This is a genomic window from Nocardia suismassiliense (assembly GCF_900269665.1).
Lineage (GTDB): Bacteria > Actinomycetota > Actinomycetes > Mycobacteriales > Mycobacteriaceae > Nocardia > Nocardia suismassiliense.
In genome coordinates this window covers 6,766,350-6,778,510 of sequence record NZ_LT985361.1, presented here as the reverse complement: position 1 = coordinate 6,778,510, position 12,161 = coordinate 6,766,350, and the positions used below count along the sequence as shown (strand labels likewise).

At 64.0% G+C, this 12,161-nt stretch carries 12 protein-coding genes and 4 tRNA genes; 7 read left to right on the top strand and 9 right to left on the bottom strand.

What is annotated here, in order from left to right:
- The first annotated feature begins 203 nt into the window (after positions 1–203).
- Positions 204–1,151: a hypothetical protein gene (locus DBO33_RS30105; RefSeq protein WP_234391122.1), complete on the top strand. Its 948-nt coding sequence runs from the start codon at positions 204–206 to the stop codon at positions 1,149–1,151.
- On the opposite strand, the gene DBO33_RS30100 is transcribed toward DBO33_RS30105, so the two are convergent.
- Complete coding sequence (locus tag DBO33_RS30100; RefSeq protein ID WP_107658076.1) at positions 1,117–2,346, bottom strand: sigma factor-like helix-turn-helix DNA-binding protein; 1,230 nt, start codon at positions 2,344–2,346, stop codon at positions 1,117–1,119. The two genes, DBO33_RS30105 and DBO33_RS30100, sit on opposite strands and share 35 nt — an antisense overlap.
- A 209-nt stretch (positions 2,347–2,555) precedes the next feature.
- Complete coding sequence (locus tag DBO33_RS30095) at positions 2,556–2,888, bottom strand: ArsR/SmtB family transcription factor (RefSeq protein ID WP_199857031.1); 333 nt, start codon at positions 2,886–2,888, stop codon at positions 2,556–2,558.
- A gap of 86 nt (positions 2,889–2,974) precedes the next feature.
- Here DBO33_RS30095 and DBO33_RS30090 point away from each other — a divergent pair, with 86 nt between their 5' ends.
- Positions 2,975–3,745 (top strand): glucose 1-dehydrogenase, encoded by a 771-nt coding sequence (locus DBO33_RS30090; RefSeq protein WP_107658074.1) that lies wholly within the window; start codon positions 2,975–2,977, stop codon positions 3,743–3,745.
- 489 nt (positions 3,746–4,234) lie between these two features.
- Entirely contained in the window at positions 4,235–6,265 is a 2,031-nt protein-coding gene (gene gyrB, locus DBO33_RS30085; RefSeq protein WP_107658073.1) for a DNA topoisomerase (ATP-hydrolyzing) subunit B, read from the top strand.
- Positions 6,266–6,268: 3 nt separating this feature from the next.
- Here gyrB and DBO33_RS30080 read toward each other — a convergent pair whose 3' ends face one another.
- From DBO33_RS30080 to DBO33_RS30050, 7 genes are all read right to left on the bottom strand, one after another.
- Positions 6,269–6,889, bottom strand: coding sequence for a hypothetical protein (locus tag DBO33_RS30080; protein WP_107658072.1), 621 nt, complete (start codon positions 6,887–6,889; stop codon positions 6,269–6,271).
- Positions 6,890–6,926: 37 nt separating this feature from the next.
- On the bottom strand, positions 6,927–7,337 hold the full coding sequence (locus DBO33_RS30075; protein ID WP_234391121.1) for a hypothetical protein: 411 nt from the start codon (positions 7,335–7,337) through the stop codon (positions 6,927–6,929).
- A 3-nt stretch (positions 7,338–7,340) separates the two neighbouring features.
- A complete protein-coding gene (locus tag DBO33_RS43120) occupies positions 7,341–7,502 on the bottom strand; it encodes a hypothetical protein (protein ID WP_159080601.1) in 162 nt (53 codons plus the stop codon).
- Between the two features lie 646 nt (positions 7,503–8,148).
- Positions 8,149–9,348: a hypothetical protein gene (locus DBO33_RS30065; protein ID WP_159080600.1), complete on the bottom strand. Its 1,200-nt coding sequence runs from the start codon at positions 9,346–9,348 to the stop codon at positions 8,149–8,151.
- A gap of 267 nt (positions 9,349–9,615) precedes the next feature.
- Positions 9,616–9,690 (bottom strand) — tRNA-Val (locus DBO33_RS30060).
- Position 9,691: 1 nt separating this feature from the next.
- Positions 9,692–9,762 (bottom strand) — tRNA-Cys (locus DBO33_RS30055).
- 47 nt (positions 9,763–9,809) lie between these two features.
- Positions 9,810–9,881: transfer RNA gene (locus DBO33_RS30050), tRNA-Gly, on the bottom strand.
- 357 nt (positions 9,882–10,238) lie between these two features.
- Between DBO33_RS30050 and DBO33_RS30045 the strand changes: the two genes are divergently transcribed.
- The 4 genes from DBO33_RS30045 to panC all read left to right on the top strand — a co-directional run bounded on the left by DBO33_RS30045 (position 10,239) and on the right by panC (position 12,102).
- Positions 10,239–10,310, top strand: a tRNA-Val gene (locus DBO33_RS30045).
- 65 nt (positions 10,311–10,375) lie between these two features.
- Positions 10,376–10,669 carry a hypothetical protein gene (locus tag DBO33_RS30040; protein WP_159080599.1) on the top strand — a complete coding sequence of 98 codons (294 nt, stop codon included), beginning with the start codon at positions 10,376–10,378 and terminating at the stop codon, positions 10,667–10,669.
- A 97-nt stretch (positions 10,670–10,766) separates the two neighbouring features.
- A complete protein-coding gene (locus DBO33_RS30035) occupies positions 10,767–11,090 on the top strand; it encodes a thioredoxin family protein (protein WP_159080598.1) in 324 nt (107 codons plus the stop codon).
- Positions 11,091–11,262: 172 nt separating this feature from the next.
- Positions 11,263–12,102 carry a pantoate--beta-alanine ligase gene (gene panC / locus DBO33_RS30030; protein ID WP_107658067.1) on the top strand — a complete coding sequence of 280 codons (840 nt, stop codon included), beginning with the start codon at positions 11,263–11,265 and terminating at the stop codon, positions 12,100–12,102.
- The last annotated feature ends 59 nt before the right edge of the window (positions 12,103–12,161 follow it).

Below are 12,161 nucleotides of genomic sequence, written 5' to 3'. Positions count from 1 at the left end.
GACATATCCGTGTTGTTGTGGCCGCCCGCTGCGCCGAAATTACTTGTGCCACAGCCTACACCAGGCCTTGGACCGGAAATCTGCCGTTGAGGCGCACCCGGGCGCGGGGTAAAGGGGACTGGCGAGGTTCGCGAGTCTGACGCACTCTTGATCTATGGCGTAGGTCGCCAGACCTGCGGTGGTTTGGGCAGGGGAGTGGTCGCGTGAGAACGAAGCAGCGGGCGGAGATCGCCTGCGGGCGCCGGGCGATGCTCGCCGAGTTGGGTATTACGGACGGTCCGGGCCGAGCCCGCAGACAGTCCGGCGGGTATGGCTGTAAGTGTCCGGAATGTGACGCCGCGCAATGGGATATGCGGCGGTTGAAATATTGGGTGTGCGGCCGGTTGCTGGCGTACGGCGCCGACGTGGCCGAGGTGGACCGGCGGGTGGCCGGTTTGCCGGTGGACATCTATTGGCGCAAGGGCGACCGCGAGTACGTGATCGAGGTGCGCAGCGGATCGCTGGAACGAACTCTCGCGCAGGAACATACGGAGCGGTTGCGCGCGGCGGGCATCACGGAGGTGCTGTGGTTGTGCCCGCCCGGCTACTGGGTCGATCATCTGCACGCGCTCGGCATCGCCGATTTCGCCCCGCCCGCATGCGATTACCAGGCGGTGGCCGGTGTGCTGGACACCGCGCACAGTGCGGTGGCCGCGCCGCGCCGAGAGCCGCTGGAGCTGCGTGAGTTCATCCACGGCTGGGTCACCGGCGACATCGTCTGGGGATATCGTGATGTGTCGAAAGGAGGTTGGGCCACCGTGGCCGACTGGGAGCACCACACGAAAACGCAGGCGATGATCATCTCCCGGCAGCGTCAGGAGCTGGTCAATCAGCGCACCACACTCGCGCTGTCCCGGAAAACCGTGCGCGACAAGCAGAAAAACCTGATGAAGCTGACCGCTCGGTTGGAGCGTGCGGAGCAGGAGGCGCAGGAGCGGGCCGAGGCTCTCGCGCAGGCGCGCCGCAAACTCGACGACCACCACCGGCTCGACACCTCACTGCGGGCCACCATCAAGAACCTGCAGCAGACCATCAATCACTGGCAGTTGATGACCTGCTGCGCGATGATGCTGATCGTCACGTTCCTGGCGGGCGCGATGGTGGTGCGCTGAGCTGGAACGGTCCTCGGTCCCAACGCCATTCGTTGCGCAGGACCAAGGCGACGAAATCGAGGAGCTCGAGGCCGGTCTCGGCGCGCACCTGCCGGATCGCCGACCACGGCACCGGCCCGTGCTCGAGCAACTCGGTGAGCTCGGCCGCGGCGGCCGCGTCGACTTTTCGGGCGAGCAGGTCGGGGATGCCGAGCAGGCTGCCGGTCCAGATGAGCCAGCCCCAGCCCGTGCTGTGCGCGTAAGCACGCCCAGCGGCGGCTTTTGCTCGATTGACATGGAAGGCAACGTGTCCGAGCGGCTGGACATCGATCAGCACGGTCCGGCCGTCGGTGAGCCGGGCCGCGATGCTCGGGTAATAGAGCTGCTCCGTGCCGTTCACGGCGTAGGTGATCGCGCCGGGTTGTTCCTGGAACGAGTCGACCAGGTCACTGGCGTTGAGGATCCACAGCAGCCGTGCCTCCAGCCCGGAGTCGAACGGCACGTCGCGGCCGACCTTGTCCAGGTAGAAGTGCCCGCGCCCGTCATCGTCGCTGTCGACCGTGCGGGCCGAGGTCACCGGTAGCGCGTCCGGCGTGCCCGAGGCCGGCCAATCCACTTGGCCCAGCCAGGGATTCAGCTGGCTCGTCGCGCGCGGTTCGGCGTCGCGCAGTTTGGCCAGCCGCCGGTTCGTCTTCTTCTGCCAGGCCGCGATCCGTTGCGTCACGAAGCCGGCGATCCGTTTGGCGTCCTCGGCGGCGTGCCCGGCCAGCCGCAACTTCAAGTACGACAACTCGTTTGCCGCGATATCGGTGTCGGTGGCGTAGGTCTCCACCAGCAGTGCACGCACCAGTTGCTGGTCGCGGGCGCCGATCGGATAACGCTCGGCGAACACGTTCGCGGCCCGGTGCCCGCTGAGTTGGGCGTTGCGGATCAGCTGTCCGACAGCCTTGGTGTGCAGCTGCCGGATGCGGTCGCGGGACAGGTCGTAGCGGGCGCCGATCTTCGCGAGCGTCTCGGGCGGCTCCCCGGTGACACCGAGCCGGTAGGACAGGATCTCGCCGTCCTTGGCTTTGCGGTCCGCCTGCAGCGCGATCAATTCGGCGAGCAGCTCGTTGACTTCCTCGAGCTCGAACGAGATGTCGTCCTGCAGATCGAGCAGTTCGGGGTCCGTCCCGTCCGCCGCCGCGGGCGCCTCGACCTCCCGGCTTGCCGTCACGCTGGACCCCCTCGGCTCGGTTTCATGTGCGGCTCAGCCTAATGCCGGGCACCGACAATTCCGGCGCACCGGCCGCGGTGGGGTGGGTGCTGTCCCCTCAGGCTCGTTGCTCGCCGTCACTGACGACGGCCGACCCTATTCTTCGAGTCGGCCGATAGTGTCACTGACAGCCGTGAATCCTCGCCAGTGCGTCTGCGGGCAGCGATCTTTCAGCGCGCGATCTCGGCGAACGGGTCCTTGGTTTCACTGCGGGCTGCGGCGAGCACGGCGTCCAGTAAGCCGGGGAATCGGGCATCGAGATCTTCGCGGCGCAACGATTGCAGGGTTTCCCGGCCGGAGGGGCGCTGCCAGATGATGCCCGCGTCGCGCAGCACTCGGTAGTGATGGGTCAGGTTCGACTTGGGCACGCCGTCCACGATCGACCCGCAGGTGTGCTCGCAGCCGTCGGCCAGCACCCGAACGATGCACAGCCGCAGCGGGTTTCCCACAGCGGAGAGCACGTTCGCCAACTGTATCTGGTCCCGTTCGGGATGTGCGGTCATCACGGAGCCAGGATATCTCGACTGTTGACATACAGTCGAACTGTACGTAAGTATTCGAACAATTCAACTGTTGAAAGGTCGGCCCCATGCCCGCTAGTAGTTCTCGCTTCGACGACAAGATCGCGCTCATCACCGGCGGTACCAGCGGCATGGGGTTGGCGACCGCGCGTCGTCTGCTCGACGAGGGTGCGCGAGTCGTCGTCACCGGTCGCGACAAGGCTCGGCTCGATGCCGCCGTCCAGGAATTGGGCAGTGTGGACCGCGTGCTCGCCGTGTCCGGCGACGCCGCGAATCTCGCCGACCTCGACGCGTTGACGACCGCCATTCAGGACCGGTTCGGGCGGCTGGATGTGGTCTTCGCAAACGCGGGCGTCGGCGCGTTCCAGCGAATCGCCGACGTCACCGAAGCGGAGTTCTACCGCGTGGTCGATATCAACTTCAAGGCGGCGTTCTTCACCATCCAGAAGACCCTTCCGCTGCTGGCCGACCGCGGGGCGATCGTGATCAACGCGTCGTTCGCGGTGCATCGGGGTAGCCCCGGTGCGGCGCTGTACTCCGCGACCAAAGCGGCCGTGCACAATCTGGCGCGCACGTTGGCAGCCGAGCTGGCGCCCCGGGGAATTCGGGTCAACTCGGTGAGTCCGGGTTACACCGCCACGCCGGCGTTCGAGGCCGAGGCGTCGGCGGACGTGCAGGCGGCCCTCGGGGCCACGGTCGCCGCGGGTCGCATCGGGACGTCCGAGGAGGTTGCGGGCGCGGTGGCGTTCCTGGCGTCGGACGAAGGGGCTTACATCAACGGGCACGACCTGCTCATTGATGGGGGACTGGTGTCTGCCACTCCTGCGGCCATGATTTAGATCTGTCCGAGGGGTCGAGGCTCAGTCGCTGCTCGTCTCCCGCTGCCGACCAATTGCCATCACCGACCAGTCGGTTTGTAGCGGTCTGCGATCCGACCCGGTGGGTTGTGAGCGCTCATGTTGTCCGAATGGTCGTACTTTCCGAGCGTTGAGCAAGGTTGTTGACGTGGCACGTATGGCTCATTTTTGCCAGTTCGGCCATTTTCCTTTGTTTGGCGTCTAGCGTGCCCGCAGAGCGTCTGGTAGTGGGAAGCAAATAGGGGGGATCGACCGAAAGGATTGTGGAGGATCTACGTCGACCACAGACCTGTTAAATCCACATGTCTCGTCCGTCTATGGCTAGGATGGAGAAGTAACTAGCGGCGAATCCTTCGGCGCGTTGCGCGCAGCACGCGCGAGGACCCGTATCTCCCGGTGACATCCTCCTGGGCCTTCCGTGTGCGATCGCCGCTGCGCCGGAGCTCGGCAAGTAAGGAGGGCGACCGACCAGTGGCTGCCAAAGACGCCCCGGCAAGCGGCTCGCGCAGGGGGAAATCGCGCAAGAAGGGCTACGGTGCCTCGTCCATCACGGTCCTCGAAGGACTCGAGGCGGTTCGCAAGCGGCCGGGCATGTACATCGCGGACACCGGTGAGCGCGGCCTGCACCAGTTGGTGCGCGAGATCGTCGACAACTCCGTCGACGAGGCGATGGCCGGCTACGCGACCCGAGTCGAGGTCACCCTGCTCGCCGACGGTGGCGTCGAGGTGTGCGACGACGGCCGCGGTATCCCGGTCGAGATGCACGCGAAGGGCATACCGACCGTCGAGGTCGTCATGACCCAGCTGCACGCGGGCGGCAAATTCGACTCCCAGACCTACGCGGTGTCCGGCGGCTTGCACGGTGTGGGCCTATCGGTGGTCAACGCCTTGTCGACTCGGATCGAGTTGGCGATCGACCGCGACGGTTACCACTGGACGCAGAACTACCTGCATGCGAAACCCGAGGAACTGGTGCGCGGTGCGCCGACCGAGCGCACCGGCAACACCACCAGGTTCTGGCCGGATCCCGAGATTTTCGAGACCACTACGTTCAACTTCGAAACGGTCGCCCGTCGCATGCAGGAGATGGCTTTCCTCAATCAGGGCCTGACGATCGTCCTGACCGATGAGCGGGCGAGCGCCGCCGACGAGGTGGACAGCGAGATCGCCGAAGCGCCGAAGGGTGCCGAGGAGGCGCCGGCCGAGCAGGTGAAAACGCGGACCTATCACTACCCGGGTGGTTTGGCAGACTTCGTCCGGCACCTCAACCGGACCAAGCAGCCGATCCACAACTCTGTTGTCGGGTTCCTCGGTAAGGGCACCGGCCACGAGCTCGAGGTCGCGATGCAGTGGAACGCAGGGTATTCGGAGTCGGTGCACAGTTTCGCCAACACCATCAACACCCACGAGGGCGGCACTCACGAGGAGGGCTTCCGCGCGGCGCTGACGACGGTGGTCAACAAGTACGCCAGGGACAAGCGGCTACTCAAGGAGAAAGACGGCAACCTGACCGGTGACGACATCCGCGAAGGTCTGGCTGCCATCGTGAGTCTGAAAGTCGCCGAGCCGCAGTTCGAGGGTCAAACGAAGACGAAGCTCGGCAACACCGAGGTGAAGTCCTTCGTCCAGCGCACCTGCAACGAGCACCTCACCTATTGGTTCGAAGCCAATCCCGCCGACGCCAAAACTATTGTCAGCAAAGCTATCTCGTCGGCCCAGGCGCGCACGGCCGCCCGCAAGGCGCGCGAACTGGTCCGCCGCAAGAGCGCCAATGATCTCGGTGGTCTGCCGGGCAAACTGGCTGATTGCCGGTCCAAGGATCCGAGTAGGTCCGAGATTTACATCGTCGAGGGTGACTCCGCCGGTGGTTCGGCCAAGTCCGGGCGTGACTCGATGTATCAGGCGATCCTGCCGCTGCGCGGAAAGATCATCAACGTCGAGAAGGCTCGCATTGATCGGGTGTTGAAGAACAACGAAGTCCAGTCGATCATCACCGCGTTCGGTACCGGTATCCACGACGAGTTCGATATCGCCAAGCTGCGTTATCACAAGATCGTGCTGATGGCCGACGCCGATGTCGACGGCCAGCACATCGCGACGTTGCTGTTGACGTTGCTGTTCCGGTTCATGCGTCCGCTGGTCGAGCAGGGGCACGTGTATCTGGCTCAGCCGCCGCTGTACAAGCTCAAGTGGCAGCGCAGCGATCCGGAGTTCGCCTACTCCGACCGCGAACGCGACACCTTGCTGGCCGAGGGGCTCGCCGCAGGCAAGAAGATCAACCGCGACGACGGCGTCCAGCGCTACAAGGGTCTCGGCGAAATGAACGCTAAGGAACTCTGGGAGACCACCATGGACCCGCAGGTCCGGGTGCTACGCCAGGTGACCCTGGACGACGCCGCCGCGGCCGACGAGCTGTTCAGCGTGCTGATGGGCGAAGACGTGGCAGCCCGCCGCAGCTTCATCACCCACAACGCCAAAGACGTGCGCTTCCTCGACGTTTGAGCGTCAGGCGTCCTCGAACACCGGGCCCTCGTGCAGCACCGCGCCGTTGCCGTCGTACACCCGGACCGTCAGGTGGCGCGTCGCGGCACGCTGCTGCTCGCCGGTGTCACTGCCGAACAGCACGTCCAGAATTTCGTCCGTCGACGCGCCCGCTGCCCGCAGCTCGCCCATCCGCCGCTCGAAGGGCAGATCGAGATCTATTGTCACACCGAATGTTCGGGCAACAATGTCGGCGACGAAGACCGTCCCGTCCTGGCTGATCAGCTCCAGTTTTTCGGCACCCTCGGCAATCTCACCCGACACCCCGTGCTGCCGCACATTCGTGACCGAGAACGGACGCTCGCTGAAATCGCGCCGAAACCCGTCACCCCAGATATTGCCGAGGGGTAGTGGGTTCTCATCGAACAACAACTCGCCCGCATGACCGGAATCGTTGTAGGCCAACAGCGAGCCACCGGCCGTGCGGGCCCCGATGCGCGCACCCGGGTGCCACCCGGCGTGCGAGACCGACAGCACCGGCCGACTGTTCACCTCCGCATCCCGATACGCCGCGCCGAAAGCTTGCAAATCCGCTCCCAACTGCCGTGCTGGATCGTCGAACCGTGCATCGTCCGGTGAACTCATCGCGCCCTGACCCTCTTTCACTAGTTCGTTCCAGAACTCAACCGCAGCAGAACGGATCGTCGCACGGCTGGCCGACTTCGCTGCCGTATGCGACGAAGTCCCGCACCGGTGCCAAGACCGCCTCGGCCGTCTCCGGCTCCAGCAGCGGTGCGGAACGATCGAGCGGCCGGCCCCACGACGGTGGTGTGTCATCAATATCGAACCGCACTACGCCGTCGATGAACAGCGTCCATAATGCGTGGTCCGGAAAGCTGTTGAGCCGCAACACCCACCACTGATCCTCAACCACAGCGGCCACCGGAAAGTAGACGTTCCGCGTGAACCGCCACTCGGGTCGCGCATGCAGCTCAGGCCGTGACATCCCCTCATTCTCTTCGATCTCACGGCCACAGTGCGAGCGCGCCGGCCGCGGGAACAGCTGCCGCACGATTCCCGCGGCCGAGTCCACCAACTATCCGGCCGAACCCGTCCGCGGCGTGTTGTCGACCACCGCACCGCGATAGTCGATCCACAACACCTCCTCGGTCACATCACCCGGCCGCCCGCACGTCACCGAGATGGTCACCGTCGTATGCGGCCGAATCCGCTCCCGCACCGGCACCTGCCCCGTCATCCGCCGCTCATACCAATCCGAGCACGAGGCCACCCCCTCCACCCGATACGTGTCATCGGTGTCATTGCGACAAACAAACCCCTCGCACGACACCCCCGGTGCCAACTCCTGCGCAGCCGCCTGCGGTGCCAAAACACCCACCGTGCTCACGACCAAGGCAGCAACCCCCACCCCGAACCCCAACTTGTGACGCATAGATAACTCTCCATTCGAGAACCCGACCCGCACGCCAACGTACTGACCAGGCATGTCCTGCCGATCAGTTCCCGATCAGCGTCAGATCATCCGCGAGCGGGCGGCGCTCGACCTCCCCTGCACTGCCTCGCCTCGCCTCGCCTCGCCTTGCCTCGCCTTGCCTCGCCTTGCCTCGGTTCGGTTCGGCGGACGGCTAGGCGGCCTGTGAGGTACGACAACGACCGCAAGGTGTTCGTGGTCACCGTCGTAGACCGGCGCGGGCTCGTGGAACCTTCGCGCTGGTGGCCTACCGTCGACGCGAATCCGGTCGGCGCGGCGGGCGTAAGTCCAACAACAACGGCCTATCCGCCGAATGCGACTGCGGTCGGAAGTTCGGATCTCGCAGAGCGCGTTCGACGTCGGCGAGAACCGGTGTGAGGTTTGTGACGGCTTGTTTGAGACTCTCTGAGCACTAGTTGGCAACGGGTTTCGGCCAGGGTTCGCCTGGAGGCCAATCTTCAGGCAGTCCGAAGAAGTCCGATGCGGTGACCGGCGCTGTTATCCCAATGAGCTGGGTTCCGTCGAATTTGACTGTTGCCCATGGAAAGCTGTGGCTCTCGGGCAACGGGTGAAGTGGATCAGGGTGTTGCCACAGGGTAGTTTCGGCTTGGAGCAGGTGGTATGGCATAAGCTGGTTGATCAGCAATACTGCGGAGACGTTGCGGTGCTGCCAGTCTGGAAAAACACCGAAGTAGCCATCAGGTTCTCGTATTACTTGGGTCGTCTCGTCACCCACAGTAGCGCTGAACTGGATTGCCTCGTGACCATAGAATGCGTTGGTGCTGTGCCAGCGATCGCTATCGAAGATGTAGGTGCCGATCGCGATGACGAACGGGGCGTTCAAATCGCCGTAGGCGTTGTGCTTAGCGGCCAGACCGTCGCGAATCATGGGGGCGTCATCGACGCGGCTGACACCGGCGTAGGCATACACGCCTATTGCTCTGTCGGTTGGACGTGTGCCGCGCGCTTCTGCCTTCTTCGGGATTGCTTTGAAAGTGGCGGCCCAGCCGCTGTGCTCCCAGTGCCACTCGGGCGCGACCCCAAAGTCGGGGTAGTCGTCCGGGTCTAAGCCAGCGAGCCACTTACGCAGGCCATTTCGTAGTCGGGCTGATGAAGGCGGGTTCGGTCCCTCTGTAAGGCTAGACAACCACAGGAAGAAGTTAGGATCGCCTAGTTCATTCACGATGTCGAACAGCACGGCACGACGCGCATTGGCACCCTTCGCGTCGGGGCTGCTGCCTGGAGCGATGGCCTCTAGGTAGAAGCCTGTGCCATCGCGCTCGGCGTAGAAGTCAGGGCGGCGTGAACCGGTCGGTGTGTGCGGATGGACCGTAACTGTGTAGTCAGCCAGTAGGAGGCATTCGTGTAGGTACAGCTCCAGGAATGCGCTCCGGAACTGTTCGTCTTCACCGAGGCGGATGCGTTGACACAGGTCGTTGTACTCCGCAATGTTAGTGATGTGATCGGCCCATGTCTGCATCAGCTGTCGCACGTGATCCCAGAAAGCACCGGCTACGCGACCTAGGAATTCAGACGTCGGTTCGCGGTGGCGAGCCGGGGCAGGGTCGGTGCGTTCAAAAGTATCGAAGATCGGTGCTCTTGTGTTGGTCATAAGAATCCTTCCTTGACCTGTCACCTACCTCAGTATCGAGATGTTGGCCCAACCTGTTTCGTTGCCGATCAGATACTGGAGGGATGTGGCGCGCATGAGACCGGCCAGTCCACTTGCCTAGCGCAGGCAAGGATCCGGAGTCGTGTCGACCGCTACGGGGTCTGCGGCAGCCTGTCAAGTGGTCTGAGGCGGCAGCTGGTCTGTTCATGGATTGTTCACGAAAACAAGAAAGGCCCCCTCGAAAGGGGGCCTGACCTGGTACTACGGTGGTGCGCGATACTGGGATTGAACCAGTGACCTCTTCCGTGTCAGGGAAGCGCTCTCCCGCTGAGCTAATCGCGCGAGGTGGAGACGGGAATCGAACCCGTGTGCACGGCTTTGCAGGCCGTTGCCTCACCACTCGGCCACTCCACCGTGCGAAGGGGGACGGCGAAACTTGTTTGCCTTGCCCTACCTCTTCGAGCGGATGACGGGATTCGAACCCGCGACCCTCACCTTGGCAAGGTGATGCGCTACCACTGCGCTACATCCGCATTCTTTGCATCTCGGCGGCTGTGGTGGCCTCCGTGGTGCGAGACAGAACATTAGCGGACGCCCGGTGAAAGCTACAAATCCGCTGGTAGAACGGGGGAAATCGGCAAGGTTGCCAGTGGGGCGGAGGTGGCCGGTGTGGTTGAGGAGGTTCGACCCGAGCTCCAGTAGGGTTGCCGGCCCGCCAAATAGGGGAGCGCGGCCCATCCGGCACCCCGTCGAGGCGGCCTGCCGCACACCACCTTCCGCCCCTGTCCGGGTGGCGATTTGGTGAACCGCCGGTGGCGCATGCTAATGTTCCATCTCGTTCGGAGGGTGCGCACGCGCCACCCGGCCCGCCACCATGTGGCATGAGTTCAGGTCCCATAGCTCAGCGGGAGAGCGTCCGCCTCACACGCGGAAGGTCGCTGGTTCGAAACCAGCTGGGACCACCGAATCCCCTCGACAGCATCTGGTCGGGGGGATTTTTGGTGTGATAGGGCAGGTCGGAGCGCTGGTGGAGAAAAGTATCCTCCCGGATGGGTGGACTATCCAGGAGGTGCGGCAACGCGCCCAGGACGACACCGTGGAGGTGTTGGATCCCTGCACGCCGGTATTTCACGCTCCTCGTGAACCGGACCAATCCGCCCCGTTGGACGTCGACGTGATTATCGGGTTCACCGGCTTGTGCCTCGCGCACCTGGTCGCGAACGGTGAGTGGTACATGGGTCACCGGGTCGAGCCGGGCGAGCCGATCTACTGCTGGTCCAGCTATGGCGCGGACCTCGGTGCCGCGATCGACGGGCTGTAGGGCGACATTCCGACCAAGTTTCTGGCGATGGGCGGACAAGCGTCGGGAGAATGCGGGATCATCGGTGGGGCAACGTATTTCGAGGGCGGGGGATCCCATGTCGGGCACTTTGAAGGATGTTACGGACGCGTCGTTCGAGCGGGAGATCGAGAGATCTGAGCGGCCGGTGTTGGTTTTGTTCTGGGCGGCGTCGGATGGGTGGGCTGACTATCAGGCTGTGTTGGGGGAGGTGGTTGCGGGGTATGACGGCAAGGTTGATGGGTGTCGGATCAATGCTGATGAGCATGCTGATACTGCGGCCAAGTGTGGGGTTCGGGCGCTTCCGACGGTGGTGCTGTTCGATCGGGGAGCGTGGGTGGCGCAGAAGCCTGGGGTGCGGAGTAAGCAACAGTTGATGGCGTTCATCGATCAGCATCTCTGACTCCGGCCGCTAGCGAGACTAAGCAACGGTTGGTACCGCGAAACCTGTTCGGAGTACGGCGGATTCGGGAACGGGGGGCGAACTCCTTGTTAAGATTCGCCGTGTGCAGCGCGCGTGGGGGATTTCACACGTCCGCGGTGGCTGTGCGTCGTATCGCTGAGGGAATCACGTGATGATCGTTGTGCGGAGTGTCGCGGACGTGCGGCAGGCCTTGGCGGAGCCTCGTGGTCGGGGGGAGAGCATCGGGTACGTGCCCACTATGGGGGCGTTGCATGACGGGCATCTTGCGCTTGTTCGGGCGGCCAGGGCGCGTGATGACGTGGTGGTGGCTTCGATTTTTGTCAATCCGTTGCAGTTCGGGCCGGATGAGGATTTCGATTCGTATCCGCGTGATGAGGACCGGGATCTGGCGCTCTGTGAGAAGGCGGAGGCGGATATTGCCTGGTTGCCGTCGGCGGATGAGTTGTTTCCGCCGGGGTTCGGGCTGACGGTCGCGGTGCCTCGCCTGTCGTCGGTGTTGTGTGGGGTGGGTCGGCCGACACACTTCGCCGGTGTTACCACCGAGATGTCGAAGATTCTGTTGCTGCTCGCGCCGACTGCGGTGTATTTGGGGGAGAAGGATTTTCAGCAGTTGGTGGTGATGCGGGCTGTCATTCGCGATCTGGGATTGCCGATCGAAGTGCGGTCGGTGCCCACGGTGCGAGAGCCGGACGGTCTGGCCCTTTCGTCCCGGAACGCTTACCTGGGTGCCGCCGAACGGCAAACGGCCGCATCGCTGTTCCGGATCTTGACGGAGCTCACGGAGAAGTTGCGGGTGGAACCGGGCTCGGTCACCGATGTGCTCGGCGAGGGGCGGCGGGCGCTGACCGAGGCGGGCATGGACCGCGTCGAATACTTGGAGCTGGTCGATCGGGAGACCCTGGACCCGGTCCGGGCAGCCACCAAAAGTGACCGCCTGGTCGCGGCCGTCTGGCTCGGCAGCACCCGCCTGATCGACAACACGGAGATTTGAACCCACGGCGTACTCGGCGCTGAAGTACGAATGCACATGGGGGGCGCGGAGGGCGACGA